This is a genomic window from Streptomyces sp. NPDC107575 (assembly GCF_055657265.1).
On the sequence record NZ_JBVKBG010000011.1, the window covers coordinates 189,033 to 205,564 of the forward strand.

Here is a 16,532-nt window from a genome sequence, read left to right on the forward strand (position 1 = left end):
AGAATGTGCGGCCGTTCGAAAGCCGGTCAAGGGCCCGCCGGATCGCTTCACGACCCTGCAATGCGTGCGACACGTGTGCCCACATGCTGGACCGGCGGGACTTCTCCGCACGGACCCGGAGGTGTCATCGAAACCGCTGCTCAGGGCGGTGCCGCAAGGTGATGTCAATGGTGCCGCAACACTGCCTTCATGCCGTCAACTCGACGTTCATGTACCGCTGTTGACCCCCGCGCGCAGCCCCTGACATTCTGCGGCGCGTGACCCCGGACCTGCGCCTCGTCTGCCGTCGGCACGTCGACCTCTGTCGACAGGCCGGCGCGATCTGTGCCGTCCGCCGCTGAGTCACCCTCACCTCCTCTCGCCCGCGGCCCGTCCGCGCCCTCGCCCCCGCGGGCCATCCCTTCCCGCCATCGCGACACGAACAGGTAGTCCGCCATGCGCACACGCCCCTCCCCTCCCCCGGATCCGTTGTCCCGCCGCACCGCCCTGCGCGCCGCGGGCGCCGGCGCCCTTCTCCTCGGCGCGGGCGGCGGTCTCGCCGGCTGCCGCTCGGCCGTGTCCGCGCAGGAGAACGCCACGGCGGCAGGCCCGAGGCGCGGCGGAAGGCTGACCATCGGCATCAACCAGGACTTCACCCCGGCGCTGCTCTTCACGCAGAGCGGCGAGTCGATCCAGCACCGGCTGATCTACAACACGCTGATCCGCTACGACGACGAGCTCAAGCCCCAGCCGGAGCTGGCCACTTCATGGAAGTACGCGGCCGACGGCAGGAGCATCACGCTGAAGCTGCGCGACGACGTGACGTACCACGACGGCCGGAAGTTCACCGCCGACGATGTCGTCTTCGCCGTCGAGAACCTCAAGAAGCCGGAACGCTCCGCCCAGTTGGCGGCGACCGCGAAGACGGTGACCGGGTTCGAGAAGCGCGGCGATTACGAGCTGGTGCTGAAGCTGGCGCACCCCGTGAGCAATCTCTTCGACCTCTTCGAATTCATGATCATCACGGATCGGCACACCGTCGACGAGGCGGTGAAGGGCACGAAGTTCAACGGCACGGGCCCGTTCCGCTTCAAGGAGTGGCGCCCCGGGACCGCCCTCAGCCTCGTCCGCAACGAGAAGTACTGGATACCGGGCCGCCCCTATCTGGACGCCGTCGAACTCCGCCTCTACACGCAGCCCGACGCGCTGCTGTCCGCGCTGCGCTCGGGCCAGGTGCACCTCTCGTACCACGTGTCGGGCAAGCACCTCGCGACCCTGCGGAGCAACGCGAACTTCACGATCAAGAAGTACAACACCGGGAACGGCGCCGTGTACGTCGGCGCCTCCGTGCACAAGGCGCCGGCCGACTCCCGCGAGTTCCGGCAGGCCGTCGCCTGGGCCGTCGACCGCGACCGCGTCGTGCAGCAGGCCCTCGGTGGCTACGGTCTGGCGTCCGCCGCCCCCTGGCCCCGCTCGTCGCCCGCCTACAGCGAGGCCAACCGCACGCATTACCGGCACGACCCCGGCAGGGCCAGACAGCTGCTCAAGGCCTCCGGCGTGTCCACGAAACACACCCTGCCGCTCGGCCACCCGACTACTCCGCTGCACACCTCGATCGCCGAGATCGTCCAGTACGACCTCCAACAGATCGGCATCCGCACGGAGTTGCAGCCCTCCGACCCTGCCTCGTTCCAGAAGAAGCTGATCTCCGGCACCATGCCGACGCTCTGGATCAACGGCCACGGCTTCGCGCAGGTGCAGCCCGCGACCCTGGCCGTCAGCGCGTACCCCTTCAACGAGGCCAAGAACACCTCGGGTTACCGCTCCGACGCGTACACCCAGGCCGTGCAGGACGCCTGGCGGCACAAGGATCCGACCGGGGCGAAGGCGCTCGCCCGGTACCAGAGGATCTCGGACCTGCTGCTCGACGAGGCGTTCATCATCGACCTCGCCGTGCAGGGCGCGGTGCAGGTGGCCGCCAAGGAGCTGCACGGGCCGCGGCTCACGAAGTTCTCGTATCTCGACCTCGACGACGCGTACCTGGTGTGACATGACTCGCCAACTCCTCAAGAAGCTGCCCTCGGCACTCCTGGTGCTGCTCCTCACCTCCTTCCTCATCTTCGCGATCCTGCGGCTCGTCCCCGGCGACCCCGCCGAGGTGCTCGCGGGACCCGACGCGAGCCCGGCGTCCGTCGCCGCCATCCGGAGCCAACTCGGCCTGGACCAACCGCTGTTCACTCAGTACGCCGCCTGGATCGGCGATCTGCTCCGCGGCGACCCGGGACCCTCGTACGCCATCGGCGGCGAGGTCTCCGACCTGATCGGGGACGGGCTCGGCGCCACCGTCGAACTCACCCTGGGCGCCCTCTTCTTCACCGTTCTGCTCGCCCTGCTGTTCGGCGTGCTCGGCGCGACCTCGCGACGCGGGCCGGTGCGGGCGGCCGTCCGGGCGCTGACCACCGCGGCCCTCGCCGTGCCGCCCTTCGTGACGGGCGTGCTGCTGGTGCTCGTCTTCGCGGTGGGGCTGCGCGTGCTGCCCGCCGGCGGCCGGATCGGCCTCTTCGAGGCGCCCGACCTGGAGCTGCAGTATCTGCTGCTGCCCGCCCTCTGCCTCGCCCTGCCCAGTGCCGCCGTGCTCGGCCGCTACCTCGGCGACGGCCTGGAGCGGGCGCTCGCAGAGGACTACGTCCGCACCGCCACGGCAGCAGGTGTGTCACCGCGCAGGCTGCTGTGGCGGCACGCCCTGCCGAACGCCCTGCCACCGGTCGTCACCCTGCTCGGCATGCAGATCGGCCATCTCCTCGGCGGCGCCGTCCTGGTGGAGGCGATCTTCGCCTGGCCGGGGCTCGGCCAGCTCGCCGAACAGGCACTGACGCGCCGCGACTACCCGGTCGTCCAGGACCTGCTGCTGCTCCTCGTGGCGGTCTTCGTCCTCGTGCAACTCGTCACCGACCTGCTGTACGCCCTCCTCGACCCGCGCATCCGGTGGGAGTGACCGCTGCCATGACCACACTGTCCCTCGCGGGGGTACGGAAGCGGGCCTCCTCGCATCCGTACGTCGCCGCTCTCGCCTCCACCCGCGCCCGGATCGGCCTCGCCCTGATCGGCCTCGTCGTCCTCGCCGGGCTGCTCGCGCCGCTGCTCGCCGCGCACAGCCCGACCGCGCAGAGCGGCCAGGCGCTCGCGGGGCCCGGCTCCCCCGGGCATCCGCTCGGCACGGACGACCTGGGCCGCGACCTGCTGAGCCGGGTCCTTTACGGCATCCGTACCGACCTCGGGGTGATCGCGCTCGCGGTGCCGCTGGGCGCGCTCCTCGGCTGCGCCGTCGCCCTGCTCGCGGCGGCGCACCCGGTGCTCGACACGGTGGTGCAGCGCACCTTCGACCTGGTGCTCGCCTTCCCGGGCCTCATCCTCGCTCTCACCGTCACGGCGGTGCTCGGCCCCGGCCGGCTGCCCGTGATCATCGTGATCGCGCTGGCGGAAGTCCCGGTGTTCGGGCGGCAGCTGCGGGCCGGGATCCTCGTCCAGCGCAGTCGCGAGTACGCCGTCGCCGCGCGCGTGGGCGGCACCGGAAGGACGCGGCTCGTGCTGCGGCACATCCTGCCCAACTGCGCCGATCCGCTGGTCGTGCAGATCGCCGTGTCGCTCACCGTCGCCGTCTTCCTGGAGGGCGCGATGAGCTTCCTCGGGGTCGGCGTCCGCCCGCCCGAGCCCACCCTCGGCGGCATCCTCAACCAGGCGCTGCCCTATCTCGCCCAGTCCCCCTCCTTCGCCGCCGGGCCGCTGCTCGCCGTCACCTTCCTCGTCCTCGGCCTCTCCCTGCTGGCCGAGGCCCTGAACCGGGAGATCCGCCGATGACATCCGCGCCGCACCAGCCGACCCCGCCGCTGCTCGACGTGCGCGGCCTCAGCGTCGACTTCCCCGCCCCGGGCGGGCGGACCGTGCACGCCGTACGGGACGTGTCCTTCACCCTCGGGCGCGGCGAGACCCTCGCCGTGGTCGGCGAGTCCGGCTCGGGCAAGTCGACGACCGCGCTCGCGCTGACCCGGATGCTGCCCGGCGCGGGGCGGATCACCGCCGGTTCCGTACGCCTCGACGGCACCGAACTGACCACCGCGGGCGAGGAGGAGCTGCGGGCGGTGCGCGGCGCGCGGATCGGGATGGTGTTCCAGGACCCGATGACCTCGCTCAATCCGGTGCTCTCCGTCCGGGCCCAGCTCGACGACGTGCTGCGGGCGCACGGCGGCGGGGACCGCGCCGCCCGCCGGGCCCGCGCGGAGGAACTCCTCGGCCTCGTCGGCATCCCGGATCCGCGGCGCCGCCTCGACGACCATCCGCACCAGTTCTCCGGCGGCCAGCGCCAGCGCGTCCTCATCGCGATGGCGCTGGCCAACGAGCCGGACGTGCTGCTCGCCGACGAGCCGACCACCGCGCTCGACGCGACCGTGCAGGAGCAGATCCTGTCCCTGGTGGGCCGGCTCAACGAGGAGACCGGTACGGCGCTCGTCCTCATCACCCACAACATGGGCGTCGTCGCCCGGACCTGTGAGCGGGTCCTGGTGATGTACGGGGGCTCGGTCGTCGAGGACGGGCCCACGGAACGGGTGCTGACCCGGGCGCGGCATCCGTACACCGGCGGGTTGCTCGCCGCGGTGCCGCGGCTGTCCGCGGCGTCGGGGACGCGGCTGACCGGGATACCGGGGGCTCCGCCGGACCTTTCGTTGCCGGTCGTCGGCTGCGCCTTCGCGGAGCGTTGCGCGTTCGCGGATACGGGGTGTGGGACCGGGCGGCCGGTGCTGGCGGGGGGTCCGGAGGGCAGGCACCTCGTGGCGTGCCGGCATCCGGACCAGGGGGCGGATGGGTCCCCACGTCTCGGGGCTCCGCCCCGGACCCCGCTGCTCAATCGCCGCAGGGGCTGGAATGACCCACCCGCCGACGAGACTCCGGTCCTCGCCGCCACCGACTTGCGCAAGGAGTTCCGCGGACGCCGACGCGCCGGACGGCGGCAACCGCTCGTCGCCGTCGACAACATCTCGCTGAAGCTGCACGCGGGCGAGACCCTCGGTGTCGTCGGGGAGTCCGGGTCCGGGAAGTCCACCCTTGCCCGGTTGCTCGCGCACGCGCACCCGGCCGACGCCGGGACGATCGTCCTGCGCGGCGAGGACGTCACCGGGCCCTCCCGCGAGGTGCAGCTGGTCTTCCAGGATCCGTACGCCTCCCTCAACCCGCGGATGACGGTCGGCGACATCATCGGAGAGCCGTTGCTCGTGCACGGTCTCCAGCCGGAGCGGGCGGCCCGCCGGGCCCGCGTCGCCGAGCTCCTGGAGCTGGTCGGGCTCGACGCGGCGGCGGCCGACCGGCTGCCGCGCGCATTCTCCGGCGGCCAGCGCCAGCGCATCGGCATCGCGCGTGCCCTGGCCCCCGAGCCGTCCGTCCTGATCTGCGACGAGCCCGTCTCCGCGCTCGACGTGTCGGTCCAGGCGCAGATCGTCAACCTGCTGTCCGACCTTCAGCGCGACCTCGGCCTCGCCCTGCTGTTCATCGCCCACGACCTGGCGGTCGTCCGGCAGGTCAGTCATCGGATCGCGGTCATGCACCGGGGCCGGATCGTCGAGACGGGTCCTGCGGACGAGGTGTGCGAGCGGCCCCAGGACCCGTACACGCAGGCCCTGTTGGCCGCGGCGCCCGAGCCCGTCCCGGCGCAGGCGCCGCGCGTGCCCGCCGCCTGACCCCGCCCCCTCCCCCACTCGAAGGACCCACATGACCGCTCCCCGTCGCGATCCGTACGAGAACTTCCCCGGGCATGTCGGCCGCACCTTCGCCGACTCCCGGCCCGCCTGGCCCGAGCGGCGCACTCCCCCGGCCGGCGCCCCGAACATCGTGCTCGTCTACCTGGACGACATGGGCTTCAGCGACATCGGGCCGTTCGGCGCGGAGGTCCCCACCCCGACCCTCGACGCGCTCGCCGACCGCGGCGTACGGCTCACCAACTACCATACGCAGCCGCTCTGTTCGCCCGCCCGCGCCGCGCTCCTGACCGGCTGCAATCCGCACCGGGTCGGCTACGCCATGGTCGCCAACGCCGACCCCGGCTTCCCCGGCTACGGCATGGAGATCGCCGACGACTTCCCCACTCTCGCGCAGACCCTGCGCGACTCCGGCTACGCGACGTACGCGGTCGGCAAGTGGCACCTGTCCCGCGACTCCTCGTCCAACGCGGCGGCCGACCGCGCCAACTGGCCGCTGCAGAAGGGCTTCGACCAGTACTACGGCGTGCTGGAAGGGCTCACCAATCTGTTCCATCCGCACCAACTGGTGCGGGACAACTCGCCGTTGGACATCGACGCGTTCCCCGATGACTACTACTACACCGACGACATCACCGACCAGGCGATCTCCATGGTGACGTCGCTGCGCGCCCACGACCCGGACAAGCCCTTCTTCCTCCATCTCGCCCACAACGCCGTGCACGCGCCGCTCCAGGCCAAGCAGGCCGACATCGAGCGCCACCGGGGCCGCTACGACGAGGGCTGGGACGCCCTGCGCGAGACACGCTTCGCGCGGCAGAAGGCGGACGGGCTCTTCCCGGACGCCACAGAACTGCCCGCCCGCAACACCGAGGACGGCGCCGACGTGGGCGCCTGGGACGCGCTCAGCGCCGAGGAACAGCGGCTCTACGCCCGCTATATGGAGGTGTACGCGGCGATGGTCGACAACGTCGACCAGAACCTCGGCCGCCTCGTCGACACCCTGCAGGCGCTCGGCGAACTCGACAACACCATCATCGTCTTCACCTCCGACAACGGCGGCAGCGGCGAGGGCGGCGCCGAGGGCAGCCGCAGCTACTTCAGCCGCTTCGCCCACCACCCCCGCCTCCCCACCGACTGGCCCGTGGACGTGGACCGCGACCCGGACCTGATCGGCGGCCCGCGCAGCCTGGTGCACTATCCGCGCGGCTGGGCCATGGCGTCCAACACCCCGTTCCGGCTCTACAAGCGGCACACGTACGCGGGTGGGGTGCGGGTCCCGTTCCTGCTGTCCTGGCCGGACGGGCTGCGCCGCTCCGCCGGGGACGACGGCATCCGTCACGAGTACCAGTACGTCACCGACGTCGCGCCGACCCTGCTCGAACTCGCGGGCATCCAGCGCCCGTTGGACGGCGTGCAGGAGCTGGACGGCACCAGTTTCGCGCCCGTCCTCACCGATCCGGGCACCGACAGCACGCACCCCGAGCAGTACTGCGAGATGACCGGCAACCGCAGCTACTACCGGGACGGCCACAAGCTGGTCACCCTGCACCGGCCGGGCACCCCGTACGACGACTCCGAATGGGCGCTGTACGACATCCGCACCGATCCCACCGAGATCCACGACCTGGCCGCCCAACACCCCGAGCTGGTGAAGGAGTTGTCGGCCGCGTGGGAGGCGGCCGCGTGGGCCAACGGTGTCTTCCCGCTGCCCGACGCCTCCGGCGCGCTCGCCGTGCGCGGTCCCGCGGAGGAGCGCCTCTCCCGCCCGGTCACGCTACTGCCCGGCACCCCCGAGCTGGAGCGCTACCGCTCCTCACGCCTGATCGCCTTCCGCTCCTTCACGGTCACGGCGGAGCTGTCCGCGTACGAGGAGGGCGACCACGGCGTCCTGGTCTCGCACGGCGACCAGGGCGGCGGCTACAGCCTCTACGTCGAGGACGGCCGGCTGCGCTTCGCGTACAACGAGTACGGGGCGCTGCGCGAGACGGACGCGGGTCCGCTGCCGCCGGGCACCCGCACCGTCCGGCTCACCGCCACCGCCGAGCCGGGCCTGCGCTGGCGCTTCTCCCTCGCCGTTGACGGTGCGGAGCGCGCCGTCACGCCCTCGGTCCACCAGCTGATCGGCATGGCACCGTTCCAGGGCATCAGCGTCGGCCTGGACCGCAAGTCGCCCGTGTCCTGGCCGCTGCACGAACGGCACGGCGTCTTCCGCTACACCGGCTCCCTCCGCTCGGTCACCTACGAGCCGGGCGCCCCGGGACCGGACTCGCCGGGGGCCGTGGCGGAAGCACTGCGGGAGGCGGCAGCGGCGTTCGAGTGACAAGCCCTGCTAACGCCGGGTGGCGAGGCGCAGTTCCGTCAGGTAGCGCTTGGTGACCCGGCCGCCGTAGCGCGTATCGATGAGTCCGCCGATGCAGTCGAGCAGGCCGGCGCGGGCGGCCGGGTCGAGGGCGAGGGTGCCCGAGTACGTGCCGAGCAGGTCGAGGTAGTCCGCCGTGCTGTACGTGAGTTCGCGCTCGTAGCGGTGGAAGACCGGCGGCTCGAACCGGTCCGCGCCGGGGAGCGCCGCGTTGCCCTGTTCGACGTTCCGGTTCGGCGCTTCCTGGCTGTCGAACGGGATGTCGGCGGCCGGGGTGAGGCGCAGGCCCGGCGGGGTCGTCGGGTCGAAGCGCTCGTAACAGCCCTGGACCTCGGCGAAGAAGTCCTCGGTGCCGCCCGCGACGTGGTGGGTCGAGACGGTGGCGAGGGCGCCGCCGGGGCGCAGCGCGTCCGCGCTCTTGGCGATGCGGACGGCGGGGTCGATCCAGTGGAAGGAGGTCGCGGCGAGGACGAGGTCGAAGGGCTCGGGCGGCAGCGGCCAGTCCTCGAAGGCCGCTACGTCGATGGTCGTGTCTGGCAGCTTGCGGCGGGCGACGGCCGCCAGTTCGGCACCCAGTTCCACGCCGACGATCCGGCAGCCGCGCTCGGCGAGCGGCACGGTCGCCTTCCCCGTGCCGCACCCGATCTCCAGCACGCGGCACCCCGGTCCCGCCCCGGGAAGGTCGTCGTACATCCGGGGCGGGTAGCCGGGGCGGGCGCGGTCGTAGCGTTCGGCGTCCTGGGTGAAGGTGCCGCGCAGGCGTTCGCGGTCGGTGTCGGTCACCTGCCGCACGGTACGCCTCCGTCAGGCGTCCAGCTCCTTCAGTCGGCCGGCCATGGCCTCGGCGATCCGTTCCACGTACTCCTCCTTGAGCAGCTCCGGGTGGGTGCACGGCAGGTCGTGATTGGTGATCCGGCCGGTGATGTGCGGGCGCCAGGCCTCGCGGGTCAGCCAGTCCTCGGGGCGCGGGGCGGCGGCCGTGAAGAACAGGACGTCGCCGTCGAAGCTCCGGTGTTCGTGGGCGCGCATCATGCGGGCGTGGTTGGGGACGATGTCGACGATCCGGGAGAGCGTGCTGTCCTTGAGGCCCGCGAGCGGGCTGCCCGCCTTGCGCAGGGTGGCCAGGACGTCCTCGCGGGTGGCCTCGTCGGTGCGCTCGAAGCCGGCCATGCGCAGGACGGCCGTGAGTGCGTCGCCCTCCTCCGGAGCCGGGCGCTCGCGCCACTGCTCGGCGGGGAACGCGTCGAGCAGCGCGAGGAGTTCGACCTGTTCGCCCGCCTCCTGGAGCAGCACGGCGACGGTGTGCGCGAGGATGCCGCCGACGGACCAGCCGATGAGCCGGTAGGGGCCGTGCGGGCGGATCCGGCGGATCTCGTCGACGTAGTCCGCGGCCTGTTCCCACAGGGTGCCCGGCAGCGCGTCGTCCGAGGTCAGTCCGCGTGCCTGCAGCCCGTGCACCGGCTGCTCGCGGTCGAGGCGTGCGGTCAGTCCCGCGTAGCACCAGGAGATGCCGCCCGCCGGGTGGATCGCGAAGAGCGGCGGGCGGGTGCCCTCGCGGCGCAGCGGCAGGACGACGCCGAGGGCGTCCGTGGACACCGGTGACGCGTCGTCGATGCGGGCCGCGAGCGCCGCCGGTGTGGGCGATGCGAAGAGCGAGCCGATGGTCAGCTCCGCGCCCAGTTCCTCGCGGACCCGGTTGACGAGGCGCACGGCGAGCAGCGAGGTGCCGCCCAGGTCGAAGAAGGCGTCGTCGGGGCCCGCGTCCTCGGCGCCGAGGACCTCGGCGAAGAGGCGGGTGAGCGTCTCCTCGCGCGGGCTCCCCGGTCGCCTGGCGCCGCCGCCTCCGGTGAACACGGGCTTCGGCAGTTCGCGGCGGTCCAGCTTGCCGTTGGGGCTGAGCGGGAACGTGTCGAGCGGCACGATCGCGGAGGGCACCATGTGCTCGGGCAGGGTGCGGGAGAGCGCGGCGCGGATCTCCGCGGGGTCGGGCGAGTCCCCGGTCACGTATCCGACGAGACGGTCGTCGACGACCAGGGCGCACGCGCCGTCGACGCCCTTCTGAGCCGTCAACTCCGCCTCGATCTCGCCGAGTTCGATGCGCTGGCCGCGCAGCTTCACCTGGTGGTCGGTGCGGCCGAGGTATTCGACCTCGCCGCGGACGGTCCAGCGCGCGAGGTCGCCGGTGCGGTACATGCGGCCGCCCCGGAAGAACGGGTCCGGCACGAAGCGCTCGTCCGTCAGCTCGGGACGGTTCAGGTAGCCGTCCGCCAACTGGCGTCCCGCCAGGTACAGTTCGCCGGTCACGCCGGGCGGGCACGGCTGTCCGGCCGGGTCGAGGACGTACAGGCGGGTGTTCCAGACCGGGCGGCCGATGGGCACGGGCCCGGCGCCGGAGGGCTCGCACGCGTGGTACGTGACGTCGACGGCGGCCTCCGTCGGGCCGTACAGGTTGTGCAGGGCCACGCCGGGGAGCGCCCGCGCGAAGGCGTTCGCCGTCTCGCGGGGCAGGGCCTCGCCGCTGCAGAAGACGCGGCGCAGGGCGCCCGCGCAGGAGGCGGCGTCCGGCTGCGCGAGGAACACCTGGAGCATCGACGGCACGAAGTGGCAAGTGGTGACGGCCTGTTGGCGGATGATCCGGGCCAGGTACGCCGGGTCCTTGTGGCCGCCCGGCTCGGCGACGACGAGCGTCGCGCCCTCGCGCAGCGGCCAGAAGAACTCCCACACCGACACGTCGAACGAGGACGGTGTCTTCTGCAGGACGACGTCCGCCGCCCCGATGCCGTACTCGTGCTGCATCCAGCGCAGCCGGTTGTCGATCGCGGAGTGCGGGACGACGACGCCCTTGGGCCGGCCGGTCGAGCCGGAGGTGTAGATGACGTACGCGGGGTGGGCGGGGGTGAGCGCACGCGCCGGGTCGAAGGTGCCGTACGCGGAGAGGTCGAGCCCTTCGAGGACGACGAGCGGTGTGCCCGCGTCGGCCGGGAGGCGGTCCGCGACGTCGGTGACGGCGCAGACGGGTTCGGCGTCCCGGAGCATGTACGTGAGGCGCTGCTCGGGGTAGTCGGGGTCGAGCGGCAGATAGGCGGCGCCGGACTTGAGGACGGCGAGGAGCGTCACGATCAGCTCGGCCGAGCGCGGGACGGAGACCGCGACGAGGCGGCCCGGGGCGGCGCCCAGCGCTTGCAGATGGCGCGCCAACTGGTTGGCCCGCGCGTTGAGTTGCGCGTAGGTGAGTACGGTGCCGTCGTACACGAGCGCGGTCGCGTCGGGGGTGCGGGTGGCCTGCGCCTCGATGGGGCCGATGAGGGTGGTGGGCGGCAGGGCTCGTTCGGTGCGGTTGAACTCGTCGAGGACGCAGGCGAGTTCGGCCTGGGTGGCGATGGTGTGCGTGGCGAGCGGGGCGTGCGGGTCGGCCCCGGCGAGACGGCCGAGGAGGTCGAGGAACCGGGTCTGGTGCGCGGCGAGGTCCTCGTCCGCGTACAGGGCCGGGTTGCCGTCGTGGTCGATGCGCAGTCCGCGGCCGTCGGCGCGGTCGTAGATGTTGACGGTGAGGTCGTCGACGGGGCCCGCCGACAGGTTGTGCGCGCGGGCCGGGGCGCCCGCGAACTCGGCGCCGTAGTCGAACGGCATGACGTTGACGAGCGGGCCGACGAGTCCGCGGCTCTCGCCGAGCAGGCCGAGGTCGCGGCGGATGTCCTCGTAGCGGTAGCGCTGGTGGCGGCGCACTTCCCGCACGCCAAGCACCACTTGGCGTACGAGGTCCGCGAAGGTGGCGTCCGGGGTGACGGTCAGGCGCAGCGGCAACACGTTCATCACCATGCCGGGGACGCGCAGCGCGACCGAGCCCATGCGGCCCATCATCGGCAGGCCGAGGACGACGTCCTCGCGGCCCGCCGCGCGGGAGGTGTAGAGGGCCTGTGCGGCGATGAGGACGTCGGGCCAGGTGGCGCGGGTGCGGGCGGCGAGTTCCTTCAGGCGCTCGGTCGTCTCCGGTGCGATCCGTGCCGTACGGCGGTGGAAGGTGCGGGACGGGAGCGCGCCGCGGCCCGCGAGCCGGGGTGCTTCCGGGCGGTCCGCGAAGGCCTCGCCCCAGTGCGCGCGGTCGGCGGCGAAGGCGTCGGACGCCCGGTACTCGGCGTCGACGGCCAGCAGGTCGGCGAGCGTCTCGAAGGCGCGGGGGCCCGGGCCCTCGCCGCGCACGAGCGCCGTGTAGATCGCGGCGGTCCGCCCGACGAGGAGGGAGTAGCCGAAGCCGTCGATGACGAGGTGGTGGATGCGCTGGTACCAGAGCCAGCGCCGCTCCCCCACGCGGAACAGGGCGTGTCCGAACAGCGGGCCCTCGGCGAGGTCGCAGGGCTCGGCGAGGTCGGCGCGCATCCAGGCGAGGGCCTCGTCCTCGGTCAGGTCCTCGTGCACGGTGAGCGGCAACTCGACGCTGCCGCACACGCGTTGGCGGGGCCCGTCGGGGGTGTCCTCGACGCGGACGCGCAGCGCGTCGGCCTCGGCGACGACGCGGCGCAGCGCCTCGGCGAAGAGGCCCGGGTCGATGTCGCCGTCGATCTCCAGGTATTCGGCGGTGTTCTGCGCGGGGCTGAGCGGGTCGAGGGCCTGCGCGAACCACATGCCGGACTGGGCGGAGGTGAGCGGCAGAACCAGGTCGCGGGCCCCGGTGGGCTCGCTGATCACTGCGGTCATGAGGCGGCCGCCCCCAGGATCTTCGCCCAGGCCTCGATGGCCGGCTGCTCCGCGAGGTCGACGAAGGAGGCCTCGGCGCCGTGGTCCCTGCGCCAGCGCTCCAGCAGGGTCATGACGCGCACGGAGTCGAGCCCGTAGTCGACGAGGTTCTCGTCGAGGGGTATCTCGGCCGGGTCGTCCTCGCCCAGGCAGTCGGCGACGTCCTCGCGGATCCTCTGAACGGTGAGCGTGGTCATGCGGCCCGTACCTCCTCGATGAGCGCGTCGGTGGTGGTGACGACGGCGCAACGGCCCGCGGCCCAGCGCAGCGCCATGTCGTGGTCCTCGCGGGTGAAGTCGGCGACGGCGTCGGCGACGACGAACGCCTGGATGTCCCGCATCCACGCGTCGGCGGCGCTGATCATGACGCCGATGTGCGCGTACACACCGACGATCACCAGCTGGTCGCGGCCCGACTCCCGCATCAGCTCCTCGAGTTCGGTGCGGACGAACGCGCTGTACTTCCACTTGGTGAGGACCGTGTCACCGTCCTCGGGCGCCACGGTTTCGGGCATGGCGAGGACGGCGGGGTCGTCGGCGACGCCGGGCCCCCAGAAGTCGAGCTGCAGCCCGCGCTCCTCGGGGCTCTGGCCGCCGCGCTGCGCGGAGTAGTAGACGGGGATGCCGAGTCCGCGGCTCTCCTTGAGCAGCCGGGCGGTGTTGTCGAGCATGCCGGTCAACGGCTGCTCGGCTTGCGGGTACTTGGCGAGGAAGTGGTGCTGGAGGTCGTGGACGAGCAGCACGGCGCGGGCCGTGTCGACGGTCCAGGCGACGCGGTTCGCGGGGAGTTCCCCGGGGGTCGGGAGCGGATAGGCGGCGATGGCGGGCAGGGCCATGGTGGGGGTACCTCTCAGTGCTGCTCGGCGGCGGACCGCTGATGCTTCTTGCTGATCTTGCCGATGCCGGTCTGCGGGAAGGCGTCGACGAATTCGACGAGGTCGGGCACCTTGTACGCGGCCACGCCCCGCTCCCGTACGAAGCGTTTGACGGCGACGGACCGCAGGGGTCCCGCGTCGGCGCGCAGGATGACGTAGGCGAGGGAGCGTTCGCCGAGGTACTCGTCGGGGACGCCGACGACGGAGACGTCGTGCACGGCGGGGTGCGCGAGGAGGATGTTCTCGATCTCCTCCGGGGCGATCTTCTCGCCGCCCCGGTTGATCTGGTCCTTGGCCCGGCCCTCGACGACGAGGTGCCCGGTCGGGGTGCGGCGCACGATGTCGCCGGTGCGGTAGAAGCCGTCGGCGGTGAAGGAGCGGGCGTTGTGCTCGGGGGCCCGCCAGTAGCCGCGGATGGTGTAGGGGCCGCGGGTGAGCAGATGCCCGAAGCCGCCGTCGGGGACGTCCTGGTCGGCGTCGTCGACGACGCGCACCTCGTCGTCCGGGGAGATCGGCAGCCCCTGCGTGGTGACGACCGTCTCCGGATCGTCGTCCAGGCGCGTGTAGTTGACGAGTCCTTCGGCCATGCCGAAGACCTGCATGAGCCTGCACCCGAGGGCCGGTTCGAGGCGGCGTGCGGCCTGTTCGCTGTATTTGGCGCCGCCGACGAGGACGAGTTCCAGGCTCGACAGGTCGTGGGCGGTGCCGGCCGCGGAGTCCGTCCACACCAGGGCGAGCGGCGGGACGAGCCCGGTCATGGTGATCCGCTCGCTCGCGACGAGCGGGAACGCGGTCTCCGGGTCGGGCGCGGGCGCGAGCACGACGGTGCCGCCCGCGTACAGCACACCCAGCCAACCCGGGCTGCTCATCGGGTAGTTGTGCGCCGCGGGCAGCACGACGAGGAAGCGGGTGTCGGCGTCGACGCCACAGATCTCGTTCGAGCCCCACAGCGAGTACAGGTAGTCGTCGTGGGTGCGCGGGATGAGCTTGGGCCGGCCGGTGGTGCCGCCGGACAGCTGAAGGAAGGCGAGCTCGTGCGGCTCCGGACCGTCCAACTCGACGGGTTCGGCAGGGACTTCGGTCAGCGAGGTGTGCTCGCCGGGGTCCTCACCGACCACGAACACGTGCTGGAGACTCGGCGTCCCGGCCCGGACCTTGCTCGCGAGCGCCCGGTGGTCGAAGCCGGCGTGCCGCTCGGGGATCACACAGGCGACGGCCTCGGTGAAGGAGCAGAAGTACGCGATCTCGCTCTCGCGGTGCGCGGGCAGCGCGTACACGGGCAGCGCGCCGATGCGGAACAGGGCGAAGACGACCTCGACGAACTCGCCGACGTTCGGCAGCTGGACGACGACGCGGTCGCCCTTGCGTATGCCGCGCGCCACGAACCCGGCGGCCAACCGGTCGACGCGCTCGTCGAGTTGGCGATAGGTCCAGGTGCGTCTGGACGGGGCCGGGTCCACGAGGGCGATCCGGTCGGGGTGGGAGGCGGCGCGCTCGCGCAGCACACCGCCGAAGGTCTCGCCGCGCCAGTACCCGGCGGCGCGGTAGCGCTCGGCGTACTCGGCGGGCCAGGTGGGCGCGTCGACACCGGGGGTGAGGGGGCTGGTGCTCACAGGGCGGCTCCCACGGCGTTCAGGAAGGTACGGAACTTCGCGCCGGTCTCGGCGGTCTCGGCCTCGGGCGAGGACTCGGCGACGACGCCCGCGCCCGCGAACAGGCGCAGCAGGTTGCCCTCGGCCTCGGCGCAGCGGATGGTGACGACCCACTCGCCGTCGCCGTCCGCGTTCTGCCAGCCGACCATGCCGGTGTAGGCGCCGCGGTCGAACGGCTCGGACTCCGCGATGACCTGCCGCGCGAGTTCGGTCGGGGTGCCGCACACCGCGGGGGTCGGGTGCAGGGCGGCGGCGAGGTCGAGGGCGGTGGTGCGCCCCGGGTCCGCGAGTTCGCCGGTCACGGTGGTGGACAGGTGCCACATGGCGGCCGTCCGTACGAGGGTGGGGCGGGCCGGGACGTCGATGGTCCGGCAGAACGGGGCGAGGGCCTCGCGCACCGCGTCCACCACGACGGCGTGCTCGTGCAGGTCCTTCGCCGATTCGAGGAGGGCGGCGGCGCGGCGCACGTCCTCGGCGAGGTCGGCGGAGCGCGGCGCGGAGCCCGCGAGGGGGTTGGCGGTGAGCGTGGATCCGGCGCGGGACACGAGGAGTTCGGGGCTCGCGCCGATGAGCGTACGGCCGGGCGCGCTGGGCACCGCGAACGTATAGCCGGCCGGGTCGCGGCGGGCCAGGCGGCGCAGCATCGCCGCGAGGTCCGGGGCCTCGCGGGCGGTGAGTTCGAGGGTGCGGGCGAGGACGACCTTGTCGAACTCCCCGGCCTTCATCCGCTCGACGGCCGCGGCGACGGCGGCGCCGTACACCTCGGGCTCCGGGACCTCGCGCACGGACCACCGGGTGTCGGCGACCGGCACGGGCAGCGCGATGAGCGGGTCCTCACGCAACGGCGGCGCCCATCGCACGGACTCCGGGACGGCGAGTGCGGGCGCACCGTCGGGGGCGAAGGGCAGGGCACCCATCACGACGGGGTTCGGATCACCGGCGCGCCGCCGGGAGTCGAGCAGGGCCCGTACGCGGGGACTCAACGGCCCGTCTCTATGCGGGAGTTCGGCCACCACGCCGCTCCCGAGGAGGGTCCGGTGCGGGGTGGCGAGAAAGCGATCGGTGACGGGCGCGTACTCCTCCAGGAGCGCGGTGGCGGACCCGGGCAGGACGAGCTCGGGCACACGGGTGCTGGCGACCGTGGTCATACGTGTCTCCAAAGGGTGGGGGGCCTTCAAGCGGGG

General features: G+C 72.6%; 12 protein-coding genes. 6 read left to right on the top strand and 6 right to left on the bottom strand.

Translation table 11 applies throughout. From position 1 onward, the window contains the following. Positions 1–257: 257 nt before the first annotated feature. The 6 genes from ACZ7L4_RS39820 to ACZ7L4_RS39845 all read left to right on the top strand — a co-directional run bounded on the left by ACZ7L4_RS39820 (position 258) and on the right by ACZ7L4_RS39845 (position 8,049). Positions 258–341: a putative leader peptide gene (locus ACZ7L4_RS39820; protein ID WP_450813306.1), complete on the top strand. Its 84-nt coding sequence runs from the start codon at positions 258–260 to the stop codon at positions 339–341. Between the two features lie 94 nt (positions 342–435). Further along, positions 436–2,028, top strand: a complete 1,593-nt coding sequence (locus ACZ7L4_RS39825) for an ABC transporter substrate-binding protein (RefSeq protein ID WP_472109947.1) — start codon at positions 436–438, stop codon at positions 2,026–2,028. Between the two features lies 1 nt (position 2,029). Continuing rightward, the gene (locus ACZ7L4_RS39830; protein ID WP_472109948.1) at positions 2,030–2,974 is read left to right on the top strand and encodes an ABC transporter permease; all 945 of its coding nucleotides are present in this window, start codon (positions 2,030–2,032) and stop codon (positions 2,972–2,974) included. A gap of 8 nt (positions 2,975–2,982) precedes the next feature. Beyond that, positions 2,983–3,837, top strand: coding sequence for an ABC transporter permease (locus ACZ7L4_RS39835; protein ID WP_472109949.1), 855 nt, complete (start codon positions 2,983–2,985; stop codon positions 3,835–3,837). Beyond that, positions 3,834–5,708 carry a dipeptide ABC transporter ATP-binding protein gene (locus ACZ7L4_RS39840; protein WP_472109950.1) on the top strand — a complete coding sequence of 625 codons (1,875 nt, stop codon included), beginning with the start codon at positions 3,834–3,836 and terminating at the stop codon, positions 5,706–5,708. The genes ACZ7L4_RS39835 and ACZ7L4_RS39840 overlap by 4 nt, the downstream gene beginning before the upstream one ends. 31 nt (positions 5,709–5,739) lie before the next feature. Beyond that, entirely contained in the window at positions 5,740–8,049 is a 2,310-nt protein-coding gene (locus ACZ7L4_RS39845; protein WP_472109951.1) for an arylsulfatase, read from the top strand. A gap of 9 nt (positions 8,050–8,058) precedes the next feature. Here ACZ7L4_RS39845 and ACZ7L4_RS39850 read toward each other — a convergent pair whose 3' ends face one another. The 6 genes from ACZ7L4_RS39850 to dhbC are packed head-to-tail and all read right to left on the bottom strand — an operon-like array spanning position 8,059 to position 16,496. Continuing rightward, the gene (locus ACZ7L4_RS39850) at positions 8,059–8,871 is read right to left on the bottom strand and encodes a class I SAM-dependent methyltransferase (protein WP_472109952.1); all 813 of its coding nucleotides are present in this window, start codon (positions 8,869–8,871) and stop codon (positions 8,059–8,061) included. A 21-nt stretch (positions 8,872–8,892) separates the two neighbouring features. Next, on the bottom strand, positions 8,893–12,783 hold the full coding sequence (locus ACZ7L4_RS39855) for an amino acid adenylation domain-containing protein (protein WP_472109953.1): 3,891 nt from the start codon (positions 12,781–12,783) through the stop codon (positions 8,893–8,895). Next, entirely contained in the window at positions 12,780–13,019 is a 240-nt protein-coding gene (locus ACZ7L4_RS39860; RefSeq protein WP_472109954.1) for a phosphopantetheine-binding protein, read from the bottom strand. The genes ACZ7L4_RS39855 and ACZ7L4_RS39860 overlap by 4 nt, the downstream gene beginning before the upstream one ends. Beyond that, positions 13,016–13,657 carry an isochorismatase family protein gene (locus tag ACZ7L4_RS39865; RefSeq protein WP_472109955.1) on the bottom strand — a complete coding sequence of 214 codons (642 nt, stop codon included), beginning with the start codon at positions 13,655–13,657 and terminating at the stop codon, positions 13,016–13,018. The genes ACZ7L4_RS39860 and ACZ7L4_RS39865 overlap by 4 nt, the downstream gene beginning before the upstream one ends. 14 nt (positions 13,658–13,671) lie before the next feature. Next, on the bottom strand, positions 13,672–15,309 hold the full coding sequence (locus ACZ7L4_RS39870) for a (2,3-dihydroxybenzoyl)adenylate synthase (RefSeq protein WP_472109956.1): 1,638 nt from the start codon (positions 15,307–15,309) through the stop codon (positions 13,672–13,674). After that, positions 15,306–16,496 carry an isochorismate synthase DhbC gene (dhbC, locus tag ACZ7L4_RS39875; protein WP_472109957.1) on the bottom strand — a complete coding sequence of 397 codons (1,191 nt, stop codon included), beginning with the start codon at positions 16,494–16,496 and terminating at the stop codon, positions 15,306–15,308. Before dhbC ends, ACZ7L4_RS39870 begins: the two co-directional genes overlap by 4 nt. Positions 16,497–16,532: the final 36 nt, after the last annotated feature.

Coding starts and splice junctions, on each gene's coding strand:
- ACZ7L4_RS39835 (WP_472109949.1), top strand. CDS start 2,983: ATGACCACACTGTCCCTCGCGGGGGTACGGAAGCGGGCCTCCTCGCAT.
- ACZ7L4_RS39845 (WP_472109951.1), top strand. CDS start 5,740: ATGACCGCTCCCCGTCGCGATCCGTACGAGAACTTCCCCGGGCATGTC.
- ACZ7L4_RS39855 (WP_472109953.1), bottom strand. CDS start 12,783: ATGACCGCAGTGATCAGCGAGCCCACCGGGGCCCGCGACCTGGTTCTG.
- ACZ7L4_RS39840 (WP_472109950.1), top strand. CDS start 3,834: ATGACATCCGCGCCGCACCAGCCGACCCCGCCGCTGCTCGACGTGCGC.
- ACZ7L4_RS39830 (WP_472109948.1), top strand. CDS start 2,030: ATGACTCGCCAACTCCTCAAGAAGCTGCCCTCGGCACTCCTGGTGCTG.
- ACZ7L4_RS39865 (WP_472109955.1), bottom strand. CDS start 13,657: ATGGCCCTGCCCGCCATCGCCGCCTATCCGCTCCCGACCCCCGGGGAA.
- ACZ7L4_RS39825 (WP_472109947.1), top strand. CDS start 436: ATGCGCACACGCCCCTCCCCTCCCCCGGATCCGTTGTCCCGCCGCACC.
- dhbC (WP_472109957.1), bottom strand. CDS start 16,496: ATGACCACGGTCGCCAGCACCCGTGTGCCCGAGCTCGTCCTGCCCGGG.
- ACZ7L4_RS39860 (WP_472109954.1), bottom strand. CDS start 13,019: ATGACCACGCTCACCGTTCAGAGGATCCGCGAGGACGTCGCCGACTGC.